Origin of the sequence: Sphingobium cupriresistens LL01 (assembly GCF_001046645.1) — a bacterium.
GTDB classification, from domain to species: domain Bacteria; phylum Pseudomonadota; class Alphaproteobacteria; order Sphingomonadales; family Sphingomonadaceae; genus Sphingobium; species Sphingobium cupriresistens.
This window is the reverse complement of record NZ_KQ130434.1, coordinates 549278-565711: the sequence shown is the minus strand read 5'-3', so window position 1 is coordinate 565711 and position 16434 is coordinate 549278. Positions and strand designations below refer to the sequence as shown.

Here is a 16434-nt window from a genome sequence, read left to right as displayed (position 1 = left end):
AAGGTGCAGCCCGGCCGCTTTTTCTATCGGCTGATCAGCCCTTGAGCACTTCGACCAGCGTCGAGCCAAGCTCGGACGGGCTAGCGGCGACCTTGATACCGGCCGCTTCCATCGCCGCGATCTTGCTTTCCGCGTCGCCCTTGCCGCCCGACACGATCGCGCCGGCATGGCCCATGCGACGGCCCGGAGGGGCGGTACGACCGGCGATAAAGCCAGCCATCGGCTTCTTGCGGCCACGCTTGGCTTCGTCGATCAGGAACTGGGCGGCCTGTTCTTCCGCGTCGCCGCCGATTTCGCCGATCATGATGATCGATTCGGTGGCGTCGTCGGCCAGGAACAGTTCCAGCACGTCGATGAAGTTGGTGCCGTTGACCGGGTCGCCGCCGATGCCGACGGCCGTGGTCTGGCCCAGGCCCGCATTGGTGGTCTGGAACACGGCTTCATAGGTCAGCGTGCCGGAACGCGACACGACGCCGACCGAACCCTTGGAGAAGATCGAACCGGGCATGATGCCGATCTTGCATTCGCCCGGCGTCAGGACGCCGGGGCAGTTCGGGCCGATCAGGCGCGACTTGCTGCCCGATAAAGCGCGCTTTACGCGGACCATGTCGAGGACAGGGATGCCTTCGGTGATCGCGACGATCAGCGGGATTTCGGCATCGATCGCTTCCAGGATAGAATCGGCCGCGAATGGCGGCGGCACATAGATGACCGATGCGTCGGCGCCGGTCTTGCTCTTGGCTTCCGCAACGGTGTCGTACATGGGCAGGCCGATATGGCTGGAGCCGCCCTTGCCGGGGGTCACGCCGGCAACCATCTGGGTGCCGTAGGCCAGGGCCTGTTCGGTGTGGAATGTGCCGGTGGCACCGGTCATACCCTGGGTGATGACCTTGGTGTTCTTGTTCACCAGAATGGACATGCGTGTCCCTTTTCTTCTGTGGAAGTGGCACTTGGGATCTAAAGCGCCCCGTCCCAGGCTGCGCACTTACCTGGAACGGGACGGTGCAGCTCTAAAGTCAGGCGAGCGAGGGGTCGATGCCCTTGCACGCTTCCAGCAATTCCTTGACGGCATCGACCGACACCTGAAGATTGGCCTTGGCTTCCTCGTTCAGTTCGATCTCGATGATCTGCTCCACGCCATCCTTGCCGATGATGACCGGCACGCCGACATAGAGATTGTCGACGCCATATTGGCCGGTCAGGTTCGCGGCGCAGGGCAGCAGGCGCTTCTTGTCGCCCAGATAGGCTTCGGCCATGGCGATCGCGCTGGTGGCGGGCGCATAGAAGGCCGAACCGGTCTTGAGCAGCGCGACTATTTCGCCGCCGCCCGAACGGGTGCGCGCGACGATGGCGTCGATGCGCTCCTGCGTCGAACGGCCCTGCTTGATGAGGTCAGGGACAGGGATGCCGGCGACGGTCGAATATTCGATCACCGGGACCATCGTGTCGCCATGGCCGCCCAGCACGAAGCTGGTGACGTCCTTGGCCGAAACCTGGAATTCCTCGGCGAGGAAATGGTTGAAGCGCGACGAGTCGAGCACGCCGGCCATGCCGACGACCTTGTTGTGGGGCAGGCCCGAAAATTCGCGCAGCGCCCACACCATCGCATCAAGCGGGTTGGTGATGCAGATGACGAAGGCGTCGGGTGCGTTGGCGGCGATGCCTTCGCCCACGGCCTTCATGACCTTGAGGTTGATGCCCAGCAGGTCATCGCGGCTCATGCCCGGCTTGCGCGCCACGCCGGCGGTGACGATGATGACGTCCGCGCCCGCGATGTCGGCATAATCGTTCGAACCGGTGATCTTCGCGTCGAAACCTTCGACCGATGCGCACTGCGAGAGATCAAGCGCTTTGCCCTGCGGCACGCCTTCGACGACGTCGAACAGAACGATATCGCCCAGACTCTTGAGCGCCGCCAGGTGCGCCAATGTGCCGCCGATATTGCCTGCGCCGATGAGCGCGATCTTGTTCCGGGCCATATGCAATCATCCTCCAAGTCTTGACTACTGGAATTGCTGGCCCGCCTACGCCCTTCGAACAGGGGTTTCAACCGCCGAAATCTCAGGAAGGCAAATTATCTTTGCAATTCATTCGCAATTGCATTAAATGCGATTCACACCCTGTCGCTGCGGACTTCTACCCTGGTCCTCAGCCTTCCCTGCAGCGGTATCCTGCCGGGCGCCTTTCTCCTCGGAGGCGCCCGGCCTGTTTCCCACCTTAAGATTGCGGCCTGATGAACGGGGCGCGCGCCATCGGACGGACGGATTCCGCCCGGCGATGAACAGACCAACCGTCAGGAAGACTATTTAGGCCCGTGGCCCAATTCGAGATAATCGTCCGACTGCATTTCCATCAGCCGCGACACGGTGCGTTCGAACTCGAACGCGCCGTCCCCTTGTGGATACAGGCGCGCCGGCTCGGCATCGGCCGACGCCAGCAATTTCACCTTATATTCGTAGAGCGAGTCGATCAGAGTCACGAAGCGCGCGGCTTCGTTCCGGTTTTCCGGCCCCAGCACGGGAATGCCGACGATGATGACCGTATGATATTTACGCGCGATCGCCAGATAGTCGGGCGCGCCACGCGCTTCGGCGCACAGCCGCTTGAACGAGAAGACCGCGACGCCTTTGAGGCTTTTGGGCACATGCAGCGTCCGGCCGCCCTGCACGACGATATCTTCCGAGGGTACATGGGCGCGGTCTGACGGCGGATAGTCTGTCAGACGGAAGAAAGCGGTGCTCAACGCCTGTGTGGCTTCGTCGCCATTGGGGCAATGCCACAGCGTCGCGTCACCCAGCCGGTCGCGTCGATAATCGACCGGCCCGTTCAGCGTCATCACATCCAGCTTCACCTTGATCAGGTCGATGAAGGGCAGGAAGAGCTGGCGGTTGAGGCCGTTCTTGTAGAGTTCGTCCGGCTCGCGGTTGGACGTGGTGACGATCGTCACCCGCTTTTCCAGCAGGCCGGTGAACAGCCGCGACATGATCGCCGCATCGGCCATATTGTTGACGACCATCTCGTCAAAGCACAGCAGGCGCGCCTCGTCGGCCAGCGACTCGACCACCGGCGGGATCGGATCACCCGTTTCCGACTTGCGCGCTTCGGCCAGCCGCGCATGAACGTCGAGCATGAACTCATGGAAATGCGCGCGTTTCTTGCGCGCGATCTGCACCGTGTCGAAAAACAGGTCCATCAGCATGGATTTGCCGCGCCCGACGCCGCCCCACATATAGAGGCCGCGGGGCGGCTCCGGCGCCTTGCGCAGCAGCTTCCACAGCGTCGATCCGCGCGCGGGGGCCGCCTCCAATTCGCGTTGCAGGGCATCGAGCCGTTCCGCCCCGGCTTGCTGGTCGGGGTCAGCGCGCAACTCGCCCGCCGCCACCAGCGCGCGGTAACGGTCCATCACATGGCTCGTCATGCTTCCGGCGCCTTGCGCAATGTGGCGGTGGACGCGGCGATCGTCCGCCCATCCTGCGCCAATGTCAGGCGCAGGAACAGCAGCCGCCCGGTTTCCCCCAGCAGTTCGACCTGCGCGCGCAGAATATGATCGGCCCGGCCCGCCGCCATATATTGCATCGAGAGTTCGACCGTGACCGCGCTGGCCTGCGCCGGACGGCCGACGGCCACCATCGCGGAAAAATAGGCATGATCGGCAAAAGCCGCGAGAAAGCCGCCATGCAGCGAGCCCAGGCGGTTGCGATGATGGACGCGCGGTTCCAGCTCGACGATCGCGCGCACGGCGCCATCGGGCTGCGAATAGATCGGACCGAGCAGGGTGAGGAACGTGTCCGGCACCGGCTCCATCCATTGCAGCCAGCCGGCACGCGGCCCGTCGGTGACGCGCCGCGCTATCGCCTTTTCACCCGCCTCCACGGTGATCAGAGCTGCCGTTCGACCATCATCTTCTTGGTTTCGGCGATCGCCTTGGCCGGCGAAAGCCCCTTGGGGCAGACATTGGCGCAGTTCATGATGGTGTGGCAGCGATAGAGGCGGAAGGGATCTTCCAGTTCGTCCAGCCGCTCGCCGGTATATTCGTCGCGGCTGTCGGCCAGCCAGCGATAGGCCTGGAGCAGGATCGCCGGGCCAAGAAACTTGTCGCTATTCCACCAGTAGGACGGGCAGCTGGTCGAGCAGCAGGCGCACAGGATGCACTCGTACAGGCCGTCCAGCTTCTCGCGGTCGGCGGGCGACTGGAGCCGCTCCTTGCCCGACGGCGGCGGCGACACGGTCTTCAGCCAGGGCTGGATCGAGTTATATTGCGCGTAGAAATGAGTGAAGTCGGGCACCAGATCCTTGATCACGTCCATATGCGGCAACGGCGTAATGCGCACATCCTTGCCGCTGCACTCGTCGATCGCGGTGGTGCAGGCCAGGCCGTTCTTGCCGTTCATGTTCATCGAACAGCTGCCGCAAATACCCTCGCGACACGACCGGCGGAAGGTCAGCGTGGGATCATATTCATTCTTGATCTTCAGCAGCGCGTCCAGAACCATCGGCCCGCAGGTGTCGAGGTCGATCTCGAACGTATCGTAACGCGGGTTCTGCCCGGAGTCAGGATCGTAGCGATAGACTTTGAAGCTGCGCACATTGGACGCGCCGGCGGGCGCGGGGTGGGTCACGCCCTTGCCGCTGATCTTGCTGTTCTTGGGCAACGCAAATTCGGCCATCGCTCGTCGAGCCTCTTCGAAAGATGTCTATCAGTTGGGGGTCCGCATAACAAAAAATAAGCAAAGGTCCAGCGCCGCGGACCATGTTTCTGTCCCAGGCCCCTTGTTGCAAACGGATTGCAACGGGTCGGACGGCCGCTTGCTTCCTCCACCATCCACGTTAGGGCGGCACATCTCCAAGGATATAGTCTTGCCGACCGACATCGCCTTTCTCGCCATCGCCGAAGCGCAACAGCTCTATCACTGGCTGCCCGCCGCGCTGGAACTGGCGCGGCGGCCCGGCGTGCGGGTCAGTGTGCTGTCGCCCTCGGACCAGCTATTGGCGCTCGTCGCCAGCTATGATCCGCAAGGGATTTTGCGCCCCGTCCGCCTGCGCCGTCCACCCTCGCGCCCCGACTCGCTGTTCCGCCAGCCTTCCCGGCTCGCGACGCTGCTCCTCAACTATGCCACCATCGCCCGCTTCCCGACTCTGGTGACGACGGAGATCAGCAGCGCCTGGCTGCGGCGCGTGCCGGGTTTCACATCGCATCTGATCCTTATCAAACATGGCGCGGGCGACCGGGAAGGCGGCTACAAGAAGCGCCACGCCGATTTCGACCTGACCCTGGTCGCGGGCGAAAAGGACCGCCGCCGCATGATCGACCGGGGCCTGTGCACGCCCGAAGCGATCGCGGTCGGCGGCTATGCCAAATTCGAACTGAAGGCGCCGCGCCAGCGCTATTTCTACAATGACGATCCGGTGCTGCTCTATAATCCGCATTTCGACCCGGCGCTGTCTTCCTGGGTCAATCACGGGCCGGCGATACTGGCGTCACTGGAGTCGCTCACTGGCTGGAACGTCATCATCGCGCCGCATACCAAGCTGGCGCGCGCCGCCGCCCCGATCGTCAGCCACGCGCCCCATATCCGCGTCGATATGGGCAGCCGCCACTCGATCGACATGAGCTATACGATGAGCGCGGACGTCTATCTGGGCGACGTATCGAGCCAGGTATACGAGTTCCTGCTCCACCCCCGGCCCTGCATCTTCCTCAACCTCGACCATCGCGACGGCGCGGGCGACGCCTTCGCCCATTGGCGCTTGGGCCAGGTGATCGACAGCGCCGACGCCCTTCCGCAAGCCCTCGCCCGCGCAACCGGCTTGCAACCCGGCTTCGTTGCTGCGCAGGAAGCAGCGATGCAGGAATCGATCAATCTGTCCCTGGTCCCCGCCTCGCAACGCCAGGCCGACCTCATCCTGAATTTCGCCCAAACCTCTCATCCCGCGAAGAGCTAGAGCATGACCCAGACCCTCACCACCACCCTCGGCCCCGTGCGCCTTCTGGGCGACAACGCTACGCCGATCTGGGGCATGACCAATGCCGAACGCAATCGCCGCATGGCGGAAAGCGCAGCCAAGAACGGCAGCACCCTCGCGCCGAGGCATGAACTGGTCTTCAACCTGACCTATGCCTTCGACCCGCTGCTGCTGCGGCTGGCGCTCGAAACGCCGGGCACGCTCTTCGCCTGGCGCAACACGCCGATCGTGGGCCAGATACCGCAGGGCAGCGATCCGCTGGCCGCGCCCAACGTCATAGACCTGTCGGACGGCCGCAAGCTCTACAACCGCCAGTTGCGCAAGCTGGAACAGCCGATGGTGCGCGAACTGACCCCCGCGACCCGGCGCGCAATCGAGCGGCAAAGCTATTTCGGCGCCTATAAGGGCGTCACCGACATCCTCACCAAATATCTCTGGCCCGAACTGGCGCTGGTCCTGACCCGCATCGCCGCGCAGTTGAAGATGACGCCCAATATGGTGTCGGTGATCGGCGTCACCCTCTGCCTCGTCGCGACCTATCTGTTCGCGCAGGGCATGTTCTGGACCGGGTTCCTCTCCGGCTTCATCTTCATGGTGCTGGATACGGTGGACGGCAAACTCGCCCGCTGCACCATCACATCGTCCAAATGGGGCAATGTGATCGACCATGGCGTCGACCTCGTCCACCCGCCCTTCTGGTGGTATTTCTGGGGCACGGGCCTCGCCTATTGGGGCCTCTCGCTCTCGACCCAGGCCTTTGCGCTGGTGATGGCCGCAGTGATTGCGGGCTATATCCTGCAACGGCTGATCGAGGGGATGTTCCTCAAGGATTTCAAGATGGACATCCATGTCTGGCGCCCCTTCGACAGCCAGTTCCGCCTGGTCACCGCGCGCCGCAACCCGAACATGGTCATCCTGTTCGTCTCGCTGCTCTTCGCCCGCCCCGACATCGGCCTGATCGCGCTGGCCTGGTGGATCGTCATCTCGCTGGTCGTCCACGCCATCCGCCTGGGCCAAGCCTATGGCATCAAGCGCAACGGCCGGCCGATCGTCAGCTGGATGGATGAAGCGGAGGCAGCCCTGTGAACGCCACCATCGCAAAATTCGGCTACCCCACGACCCTGATCGCGGAGTTCGATCATTGGCTGGTCCTCCTGCGTCCCGCCCAGCCGACGCTGGGATCGCTGATATTGGCGGCAAAGAGCGACGCGACCGCCTTCGGCGACCTGCCGGCAGAGGCCCATGCGGAGCTGAAAAACGTCACCGCCACGATCGAGACGGCGCTGCGCGGCGCGGTGGACTATGCGAAGATCAACTATCTGATGCTGATGATGATCGACCCCAACGTCCATTTCCACGTCATCCCCCGCTATGAAGGCGAGCGGACCGGCGGCGGCGTGACGGTGGCGGATGCAGGCTGGCCGGGACAACCGGACCTGGGCGCGGCGGTCAAGCTGGATGGCGATTTGGACGGTGTGCGGGATTGGTTGAAGGGATTGTTCGAAAGGCCAATCGCCTGACATCAAACCCCTCATCCCCGCACAGGCGGGCGCGGTTGAGATCAGGACATAGGTTCCAGCGCTCGCCCCGCGGTCGCCCTTTGGGTCGCGGAATGGCGAAAAGGGCTGGTGAACTGCCATTCCCCTCCCCATCGGCCGCGAATCGCATTAGGCAGTCGGCATGATCCGCTTTCCCGCCCTTCTCGCCCTTTGCCTGCTGGCCGCCTGTTCCAGCCGCCAGCCCGCGCCCGACAACAGCGCGCAGGCGCAAGCCGCCGATGCCATGCTGCCGGTGGTGATCCGCACCGCCAAGGGCGGGCATCGGTTCGACGTCGAAGTGGCCGCAACGCCGCAGGCGCAGGAAAAGGGGCTGATGTTCCGCAAGGAACTCGCCCCTGACGGCGGCATGCTCTTCCCGATGGACCCGCCGCGCACGGCAAGTTTCTGGATGAAGGACACGCTGATCCCGCTCGACATGCTGTTCATCCATACCGACGGGACAATCGCTTTTCTCAAGAGCAACGCACAGCCCTATTCGCGCATCCCGGTGTCCGCCGGCGTGCCCGTCGCCGCCGTGCTGGAACTGGCCGGCGGGCGCGCGGCGGCGTTGGGCATCGCGGAAGGCGACGTCGTCAACTGGGGCGGTTGCGCGGTGCCGGGCGGGAAGGTGACGACCGACCGCAATTTCTGTCCGGCCGCGCCGCGATAGCCCATATCCTCCTTGCCCACGCCCGTCGCAGCGGCTAAGCGCTTGGCCCATGGGAATCCTCGGCAAGATCTTCACCTGGTGGGATGGCGCGACCATCGGCACCGCGCTCTTCACCTCCCGCAAGGGCAGCAAGGTCGGTGAAGACCATCAGGGCAATATCTATTATCAGGGCGGCGTCGACCCCAATGGCCTGACGCGCCGCTGGGTCATTTATAATGGCGCCAACGATGCCAGCCGCGTGCCGGCCGAATGGCATGGCTGGCTGCATCATTCGATCGAGGGCGCGCCAGAAAGCTTCTTGCCGCCGCCGCACATATGGGAACGGGAATCGACCCCCAACGCCACCGGCACGATCAACGCCTATCGCCCGTCCGGCGCGCTCGAAAAGGGCGGCCAGCGCCAGAAGGCGACCGGCGATTATGAGGCGTGGAGCCCCGACGCGGCATGACCCGGCGTGCGGCGGGGGGCATCCCGCCGATCCTGTTGCACTTGCCTCTGCTATCCTGTGCGCTGGCGCTGGCCGCGTGCGGCAAGAATGACGTGCCCGCGGGTAACCAGACCGGACCGGTCAAGGTCGAAGGATCGCCGATCCGGTCGGCCGCCGGCGGCGCGTTGCCCGGCACCACGCCGATGGCGGAGCGCAACGCCGTCATCGGCCTGCTCAACAAGCGCAACGGCCTGACCCGCGACCTCACCATGAAGCCGGGCGAAGCGTTGCGCGTGGGCGATGCGATCGTGCGGTTGCAAGCGTGCGAAACCAGCGCGCCATGGGAAAATGTGCAGGAAACCGGCGCTTTCATCCAGTTGGACGTGCGCAGTAGCGCCGATGGCAAGTGGCGACGCACTTTTTCCGGCTGGCTGTTCCGCGAACGGCCCGACCGCAATGTCGTGCAGCATCCGATCTATGACGTGTGGGTCAGAAGCTGTGCGATGGCCTGGCCCGAAACCGGGCCGGAGACGGTCAAGCTGGGTGCCAAAGGCGAACCCGTCGCCGCGGCGTCGCCCGCCAGCGGCGCGAACGCCAGTTCGGCCGCCGCGCCTGAACCCGCCGCCAGTGCGCCCGCCCCGGCCCCCAGCGCCACGCCGCCGGTCGCCGCGCCCAGCAACTGAAGATAATCACGCTGGCTGATTTCAACGGCGCCCATGGTGCGCAGATGATCGGTCATGAACTGGCAGTCGAGCAGGGTGAAGCCGCCAAAGCGTAGCCGCGCGACCAGCCAGGCCAGCGCCACTTTCGACGCATCGGTGCGGCGCGACACCATGGATTCGCCGAAAAAGGCGCGGCCGATCGCGACGCCGTAGAGGCCGCCAACCAAGTCGTCGCCCTCCCATATCTCGACCGAATGAGCGAAGCCGGCTGCGTGCAGGTCGCGATAGGCGGCTTCGATCTGATGGTTGATCCAGGTCGATGGGCGATCGGGCGCGGCCTGCGCGCAAAGCGCCAATATCTGCGCGAAGGCGCGGTTCGCGGTGACGCGGAACCGGTCGCGGCGGATCCGCTTGGACAGCGAGTGCGACAGGTGAAAGCCGTCGAGCGGCAGGATTGCCCGCCGCTTGGGTTCGACCCAATAAACCTCCTTCGCATCACGGTCGTCGGCCATGGGAAAGACGCCGATGGAATAGGCCTGAAGCAGGACGAGCGGATCGATCATCATTCTGGCCAAGGCGTAGCAGACCGGGCGAAGGGGGGAAGCCCCGTTCTGTGATTGCCCCTTATTGACTTGATACCGCGCGGCCCTAGCTTCGCGCCCCATGAAAACGCCATCTCTTTCCCTGGCTCTGGCCTTGTTGCCCCTCCTCCTCGCCGCCCCCGCCGTTCATGCCGCCGCCGATCCCTATGCCGCCCGCGTGGCGCGGGTGCTGAAGGCGACGCCGCTGATCGACGGGCATAATGACTGGCCCGAAGCGCTGGCCGACAAGGCGAAGGATCAGCGCTGGACGATGGCGCTGGACCGGCTGGACCCGGCGACCTTCCACACTGACATCGCGCGGCTGCGGGCCGGCGGCGTGGGCGGGCAATTCTGGTCGGTCTGGGTATCGGCCGACCTGCCCGAATTGCAGCAGGTGAAGGATACGCTGGAGCAGATCGATCTGGCCCACAGTTTCGCGCGCCGTTATCCGCGGGACTTCGCCTTCGTCAACACCGCGGCGGAATTGCGCGCGGCGCACAAGGCGGGACGGGTCGCGTCCCTCCTGGGCGTGGAGGGCGGCGGCCAGATCGACGGCAGCCTGGCCGTGCTGCGCAATTATCGTCAGCTTGGCGCATCCTATCTGACGCTGACGCACGCCCGCACCATCGCCTGGGCCGACAGCGCGACCGACAATCCCCAGCATGACGGGCTGACCCCGTTCGGCGAAGCGGTGGTGCATGAATTGAACCGGCTGGGGATGCTGGTGGATTTGAGCCATGTCAGCGAAGGCACGATGCTGGACGCGTTGCGGGTCAGCAAAGCGCCGGTGATCTTCTCCCATTCCAGCGCGCGGGCGATCTGCAACACGCCGCGCAACGTGTCTGACTCGCTGTTGCAGAAGGTCGCGGCCAATGGCGGCGTGGTGATGGTGAATTATGCGCCGCAATATGTGTCGGAGGCGCGCCGCATCTGGGGCGCGGCCCGCAGCGCCGAAGTGGCGCGCTATAATGCGCCGCCCTTTGGCGGCCTCTATATCGGCGATCCGGAAGGCGCGAAGAGGGCGCTGGCGGGGTGGGAAAAGGCCAATCCAGAGCCGGTGGTGACCTTGTCGCAGGTCGCGGACCATATCGACCATATCGCCAAGGTGGCCGGGGTCGACCATGTCGGCATCGGCAGCGATTTCGATGGCGTGGGGTCGCTGCCGCAGGGGTTGAGCGGCGTGCAGACCTATCCGGCGTTGCTGGCCGAACTGATGCGGCGGGGCTGGAGCGACAAGGATATCGCGAAGCTGGCCGGCGAGAATGTGCTGCGGGTGATGGCGGCGGCGGAGAAGGTCGCGGCCGGGATGCAGGGGGAGCCAGCGGGGAGCGGGACCGTGGCCGGGTTGGATGGGAAGGGGTGAATTCTAATCCTCTCCCTTTCAAAGGAGGGGCCTATGGTTCGCACCCACGCTGAGAGTGTTCCCCTTAACTGACCGCCGGCTCTAACAGTCGGATCGTGCCCGCACTCGCATCCATTTCCGCCTCCACGCCCAGCGGCAGGCTATATTGGTTGGCGACATGGCCGAACTGGCCGCCCTGGAAGGCGGGGATAGCGAGCGGTTCGAGATGCTGTTGCAGCACCTCCGACAAGGTGAAGCCGCCATAGCTTGTACCGCCCGGCCCGCAGTCGGTGCATTGGCCGAAGGCGACGCCCGCCAGCTTGCCCAGCACGCCCGCCAGCGACAGCTGCGTCAGCATCCGGTCGATGCGATAGGGCTGCTCTCCAATATCCTCGATAAACAGGATCGCGCCGGTGAAATCGGGCAGATAAGCCGTCCCCATCAGCGCGGCCAGAACGGTGAGGTTGCCGCCCAGCAGCCGCCCGCGCGCCACGCCGGGGCGGAAGGTGCGGATGCGGCCGCTGCGCTGCGCCAGCCGATCCTCCTGCCCGACCGGGGTGGTGAAGGTCGGCGTCGCCGCGTCGAACGCGACGGCGCGGAAGGCGTCCCAGCTAAATGCGCCCCAGCTGCTCGCGGCATTGGGGCCGTGAATGGTGGTGAAACCCGCCTTGGCGGCGAAGGCCAGATGGAGCGCGGTGATGTCCGAAAAGCCGACCAGCAGCTTGGGATTTTTGCGGATCGTCGCGAAATCGAGCCGGGGCAGGATGCGCGCGCAGCCCCAGCCGCCACGCACGGCGAAGACCGCACGCACTTGCGGGTCGGCGAACATCGCATTGACGTCCGCCGCGCGATCCGCGTCTGTCCCGGCCAGATAGCCATAGCGGCCCGCCAGATGCGGCGCGGCCTTGGGCTTCAGGCCCATGGCTAGGATCGTGTCCTTGACCAGATCGAGGTCGAACGCGTCGTCGCTGAACCCCGCCGGCTCGATCAGGCCCACCATGTCGCCCGCGCGCAGCCGCGGCGGCTTCACCAGGGGAGCAGGCGCGGCGCGCGCCGATATACTCATCGCCGCGAGCATCGCGCCCATTCCGGTCAGCGCGCCGCGCCGGTCCATCCGCATCGTCAATAGCTGCTCCCATCCTTGTGGCGGTAGGCCCCGCCCGACCAGAGAAGATCGATATCGGGATAATGGCAATCCCCCGTCGGCACCCGGCCGAACGCGACGAACACGCAATCGGCCGCGCTTTCATTGACCAGATGATGGCCGTTCGGATCGCCTTTCGGAAAAGCCGCCATGTCGCCGGCCGTTATCGGCGTGCGCTTGCCCTCCTCCACCAGCACGGCCTCTCCCGCCAGCATCAGCACGAATTCGTCCTCATCCTCATGCCAGTGGCGCTGGGAAGAGGCAGCGCCGGGTTTCAGCACGACATGGCTGACGCCGAAATCGCTGAGGCCGTGGGCGGGGCCGAGCCGTCGCACCCATCGCCCATCGACGATAGCCGCATGGCCGGCGGGATAGCCGGTGCTGTTCGTCTGCGCGATGCTGTCCAGGTCGATCCGTGGCATGGCCGGTCCTCCTGTGGCCTGTCCTCTTGGGGCTGGCCCCCAAAAGCTGGCCAACCCGCATGGCTTTCGCTAACGCGGCAGGATGAGCATGACCAGCACCAATGACGATGTGGTGGCACTGGCCCGGCGCCTGCTGGCCTGCCCGTCCGTAACCCCCGCCACCGGCGAAGTCTTCGCCGCATTGGAGGCGATGCTGGTCCCGCGCGGCTTTACCGTGGATCGGTTCACCGTGGGCGAAGCGCCCGACGGGCCGGTGGAAAATCTGCTGGCCTGGCGCACCACCGGGGCGGGACCGCATTTCGCCTTTGCCGGGCATCTGGACGTGGTGCCGCCGGGCGCAGGCTGGACCAGCGACCCGTTCGCGCCGGAGATTCGCGGCGACCTGCTCTACGGGCGGGGCGCGGTGGACATGAAGGGATCGATCGCCGCCTTCGTCGCGGCGCTGGACGCGCTGCCCGACGATTTGCCCGGCACGATCAGCCTGATCATCACCGGGGACGAGGAAGGGCCGGCCACCTATGGCACGATGGCGCTGATGGACCGGATGCAGGCGCGCGACCTGCGCCCGAACCTGTGCCTGGTGGGGGAGCCGACATCGGCTAAGCGGCTGGGCGACGTGGTGAAGATCGGCCGGCGCGGGTCGGTGAATATGTGGATTCGCGTGACCGGTAGCCAGGGCCATGTCGCCTATCCGCATCTGGCCGACAATCCGATCCCCAAGCTGGTGCGTATCCTGACGGCGATCGAAGCGGAGGTGCTGGACGAGGGGACCGACTGGTTCCAGCCCAGCAATATCGAGATCACCGACCTGGAGGTCGGCAATGTCGCGCATAATGTGATCCCTGCTGCCGCGACCGCGCGCATCTCCATCCGCTTCAACGACCAGCATAGCGGGGCGGCGCTGATCGAACGGATCAAGGGTATCGCGGCCGTCGAGGGCGGGTCGGTGGAGGCCAAGATCAGCGGCGAATCCTTCCTGACCGCGCCGGGCGCGTTCAGCGATCTGGTCAGCGGCGCGATCCGCGACGTGACGGGGGTGGAGACGGAACTGTCCACGACCGGCGGCACGTCCGACGCGCGATTCCTGTCACGGATTTGCCCGGTGGTGGAGTTCGGCCTGAACAATGCGACCATGCACAAGCTGGACGAGGCGGTCGCGGTGCAGGATTTGCGCGATTTGGTGCGAATTTATGCGCTGGTGGTGGAGCGGGCGCTGGGGTGAGGGAAGCCTTGGCGACGAAGGAGCCCTAGGCGCAGTTGGATGAGCGGGATTGGCGCGAGGCTGGCGCGTCCACGCCCGGTCGCTGTCCCCTCTCCCCCGATGGGGAGAGGGATAAACCCCTACCCCGCGTCGCGGACCTGCCCTCTGGGCTGCGCGCCGAACTGCGCCAGATAATCCTGCTCTCCGGTTGGGCGGGCGAGGTGATAGCCCTGGAACAGGGTGCAGCCGATGACGCGCAGCACGTCCATCTGGGCTTCGCTTTCGATCCCCTCGACCACCACTTCCATGCCCAGCCCCTGAATGAGGCCGACGACGGCGGAGCAGATGGTGCGGGCTTCGGCGGAAGTGGCGATGTCGCGGACCAGGCTGCGGTCGATCTTGACCCGGTCGACCGGCAGTTCCTTCAGGCGCGACAGGTTGGAGTAGCCGGTGCCGAAATCGTCGATGGCGACGCGCACGCCGTCGCGGCGCAACGCCCGCAACTGGTCCAGCACGCGCGGGTCCATCTCCATCGCCAGCGATTCGGTGATCTCCAGCTCCAGCATGGCCGGCGGGGTGCCGTGGGTGGCGATGGCGTGGCGCAGGCGCAGGAAGAAGTCGGCCTGCGCCAGTTCGCGGGTGGAGATGTTGACTGCGATCCGCTGATGCACGCCGGTCTGCGCCCAGCGCGCGGCGGTCTGGCACACCCGGCTCATCACCCAGTCGCCCAGCGCGACGATAGCGCCGCTTTCCTCCGCCACCGGCACGAAGGCGCCGGGCATGACGAGCGCGCGCTGCGGATGCGCCCAGCGCACCAGCGCTTCGGCCGACACCGCGCGGCCGCTGGCGACGTCGATCTGCGGCTGGAATTCCAGCAGAAATTCGTCCCGCTCCAGCCCGCGCAGCAGGTCGCGCTCCAACTCGGCCCGGTCCTCCGCCTCCAGCGCGAGCGCGTCGGTGTAGATTTCCGCCCGGCCGCGGCCCTGATGCTTGGCATGATACATGGCGATATCAGCCGCGTACAGCAGATCGGCCAGCGTCGCGCCATGGTCGGGATGGCAGGCGATGCCGATCGATGCGCCCAGGTCCACATGCTGGCTGCCAAGGTCGAACCGCTCGCCCAACGCGAACTGGATGGCGCGGGCGATCCGCTGCGCCGCGGCCGGGCCGGACAGATGAGGGAAGAACAGCACGAATTCGTCGCCCGCGAGGCGCCCGATGACGGCATCCCCCCCGCCTGCGCTGACCTGCGCCATCACGACTTCGCGCAGGCGGCCCGCGACGCGCGCGAGCAACTGGTCGCCGGCCGCATGGCCCAGCGTGTCGTTGACCGCCTTGAACCCGTCAAGATCGATGAAGAAGAGGGTGGCGAGGCCGTTATCGTCGCGCTCGGCCAACAGCCGCTCCACCTGGCGGCAGAAGCTGGTGCGGTTGGCGAGGCCGGTGATCTGGTCGAACAGCGCCAGTGTCTGGACATGGTCGAGATTGGTGCGGACCTGGCTGAACAGGCTTTCCATCGCGACCGACAGATCGGGCAATTCCTGCCCGATTTCGGCCGGCACCCGCGATTGCAGGTCGCCATGGGCGGCGGACAGCAGGCGTTCGGTGGCGGCATCGATGGCGGTGGCGGCGGTGGCGATGGTGCGCCGGGCCGACGCCCAGCTCATCGTGCCGCACAATATGGCGATGATGAGCGAACGGCCGATCTGGATCAGGTCATCTGCCTGGCCCGGCGTATAGCCCAGCACCAGCGAGAGGATGAACACCAGCGCCCCCGCGGCACAAGCGAAGGCGGCAGCGCGGCTTTTCAACGTCACGCCCTGCATGTGCCTCCCAGCCCGATACCGGCCCCGACGCGAGGCCCCCGATCAGTCGGATATGAAGGACAGTGGTTAAGAAAGGGTCAGCAAAACGTCCTGAAAACGTCACTTTTTGCGGCGCAATATCAGGTAGAGCGCGCCGTCGCCGCCGTGGCGCGGATGGGCGACACGCACGCTGGCGATACGATCGGCATAGGGGCTGGTTTCGAGCCAATGGCCGATTTCGCCACGGATCGCGCCCCTGCGCCCCTTTCCCTCGCTCTCCGCGCTTTTCGGGGGTTTGCCGGTGACGACCAGCAGCACGCGAGCGTCGCGCGACAGGGCGGCGGCGATCGCCTGGTTAAGGCGCGCATGTGCAGAAGACAGCGTGTGTCCGTGCAAGTCGATGCTGGTGTCGGGGGTGACATTGCCGCTACGGATTCGGCGCTCCCAGCCAGTGTCGAGCACCGCTGCGGGGGTCCGTGCGGGCGGCGCGACAGGGGGCGTTTTTAGGGTACGGGCCGGTGGCGACGTTAACCTTGTCTTGACCGGCGGTTCGATCGGCAGCGGCGCCGTCGTCGGGGTGACGGGGAGCGGGCGGGGGCTGGGTCGGATCGGGCGGACGGTGCGCGCGAGCGCCGACCAGAGCGCTTCCTCCTCGCTGGACAGGCGACGCCGGGCCAT

17 protein-coding genes and 1 pseudogene are annotated in these 16434 nt (G+C 65.6%); 8 read left to right on the top strand and 10 right to left on the bottom strand.

Annotation, left to right across the window (positions count from 1 at the left end):
• Positions 1-34: 34 nt before the first annotated feature.
• From sucD to V473_RS02775, 5 genes are all read right to left on the bottom strand, one after another.
• Complete coding sequence (sucD, locus tag V473_RS02795) at positions 35-919, bottom strand: succinate--CoA ligase subunit alpha (protein WP_066600303.1); 885 nt, start codon at positions 917-919, stop codon at positions 35-37.
• 97 nt (positions 920-1016) lie between these two features.
• A complete protein-coding gene (mdh, locus tag V473_RS02790) occupies positions 1017-1979 on the bottom strand; it encodes a malate dehydrogenase (protein ID WP_066600301.1) in 963 nt (320 codons plus the stop codon).
• Between the two features lie 323 nt (positions 1980-2302).
• Positions 2303-3418, bottom strand: coding sequence for a cell division protein ZapE (zapE, locus tag V473_RS02785; protein ID WP_066600297.1), 1116 nt, complete (start codon positions 3416-3418; stop codon positions 2303-2305).
• Positions 3415-3873 carry a PaaI family thioesterase gene (locus V473_RS02780; RefSeq protein WP_066600294.1) on the bottom strand — a complete coding sequence of 153 codons (459 nt, stop codon included), beginning with the start codon at positions 3871-3873 and terminating at the stop codon, positions 3415-3417. Before V473_RS02780 ends, zapE begins: the two co-directional genes overlap by 4 nt.
• Before the next feature lie 5 nt (positions 3874-3878).
• Entirely contained in the window at positions 3879-4667 is a 789-nt protein-coding gene (locus V473_RS02775; RefSeq protein WP_066600291.1) for a succinate dehydrogenase iron-sulfur subunit, read from the bottom strand.
• Positions 4668-4857: 190 nt separating this feature from the next.
• Between V473_RS02775 and V473_RS02770 the strand changes: the two genes are divergently transcribed.
• The 6 genes and pseudogenes from V473_RS02770 to V473_RS24575 form a co-directional block, all read left to right on the top strand.
• Complete coding sequence (locus tag V473_RS02770; RefSeq protein ID WP_066600288.1) at positions 4858-5943, top strand: glycosyl transferase; 1086 nt, start codon at positions 4858-4860, stop codon at positions 5941-5943.
• Positions 5944-5946: 3 nt separating this feature from the next.
• On the top strand, positions 5947-7050 hold the full coding sequence (locus V473_RS02765) for a CDP-alcohol phosphatidyltransferase family protein (protein WP_066600286.1): 1104 nt from the start codon (positions 5947-5949) through the stop codon (positions 7048-7050).
• The gene (locus V473_RS02760; protein WP_066600283.1) at positions 7047-7484 is read left to right on the top strand and encodes an HIT family protein; all 438 of its coding nucleotides are present in this window, start codon (positions 7047-7049) and stop codon (positions 7482-7484) included. The genes V473_RS02765 and V473_RS02760 overlap by 4 nt, the downstream gene beginning before the upstream one ends.
• 160 nt (positions 7485-7644) lie before the next feature.
• Positions 7645-8172: a DUF192 domain-containing protein gene (locus tag V473_RS02755; RefSeq protein ID WP_066600281.1), complete on the top strand. Its 528-nt coding sequence runs from the start codon at positions 7645-7647 to the stop codon at positions 8170-8172.
• A 49-nt stretch (positions 8173-8221) separates the two neighbouring features.
• Positions 8222-8620 carry an NADH:ubiquinone oxidoreductase subunit NDUFA12 gene (locus V473_RS02750; RefSeq protein WP_066600279.1) on the top strand — a complete coding sequence of 133 codons (399 nt, stop codon included), beginning with the start codon at positions 8222-8224 and terminating at the stop codon, positions 8618-8620.
• Positions 8617-9039 (top strand): annotated as a pseudogene (locus V473_RS24575) (DUF2155 domain-containing protein); the annotation flags it as partial. The gene V473_RS02750 and the pseudogene V473_RS24575, both read left to right, overlap by 4 nt.
• Positions 9040-9074: 35 nt before the next feature.
• Here V473_RS24575 and aat read toward each other — a convergent pair.
• Positions 9075-9827 (bottom strand): leucyl/phenylalanyl-tRNA--protein transferase, encoded by a 753-nt coding sequence (gene aat, locus V473_RS24340; protein ID WP_066600276.1) that lies wholly within the window; start codon positions 9825-9827, stop codon positions 9075-9077.
• A 97-nt stretch (positions 9828-9924) separates the two neighbouring features.
• Between aat and V473_RS02735 the strand changes: the two genes are divergently transcribed.
• The gene (locus V473_RS02735) at positions 9925-11205 is read left to right on the top strand and encodes a dipeptidase (protein WP_066600275.1); all 1281 of its coding nucleotides are present in this window, start codon (positions 9925-9927) and stop codon (positions 11203-11205) included.
• A 64-nt stretch (positions 11206-11269) separates the two neighbouring features.
• Here V473_RS02735 and V473_RS02730 read toward each other — a convergent pair whose 3' ends face one another.
• Both V473_RS02730 and V473_RS02725 read right to left on the bottom strand, forming a co-directional pair.
• Positions 11270-12304: a S66 peptidase family protein gene (locus V473_RS02730; protein WP_201785504.1), complete on the bottom strand. Its 1035-nt coding sequence runs from the start codon at positions 12302-12304 to the stop codon at positions 11270-11272.
• Between the two features lie 2 nt (positions 12305-12306).
• The gene (locus V473_RS02725; protein ID WP_066600272.1) at positions 12307-12750 is read right to left on the bottom strand and encodes a cupin domain-containing protein; all 444 of its coding nucleotides are present in this window, start codon (positions 12748-12750) and stop codon (positions 12307-12309) included.
• Between the two features lie 82 nt (positions 12751-12832).
• Here V473_RS02725 and dapE point away from each other — a divergent pair, with 82 nt between their 5' ends.
• Positions 12833-13972 carry a succinyl-diaminopimelate desuccinylase gene (gene dapE / locus V473_RS02720; RefSeq protein WP_066600271.1) on the top strand — a complete coding sequence of 380 codons (1140 nt, stop codon included), beginning with the start codon at positions 12833-12835 and terminating at the stop codon, positions 13970-13972.
• Between the two features lie 119 nt (positions 13973-14091).
• On the opposite strand, the gene V473_RS02715 is transcribed toward dapE, so the two are convergent.
• Entirely contained in the window at positions 14092-15777 is a 1686-nt protein-coding gene (locus V473_RS02715; RefSeq protein ID WP_066600269.1) for a putative bifunctional diguanylate cyclase/phosphodiesterase, read from the bottom strand.
• A 99-nt stretch (positions 15778-15876) separates the two neighbouring features.
• On the bottom strand, positions 15877-16434 hold the full coding sequence (locus tag V473_RS02710) for a Smr/MutS family protein (protein WP_066600266.1): 558 nt from the start codon (positions 16432-16434) through the stop codon (positions 15877-15879).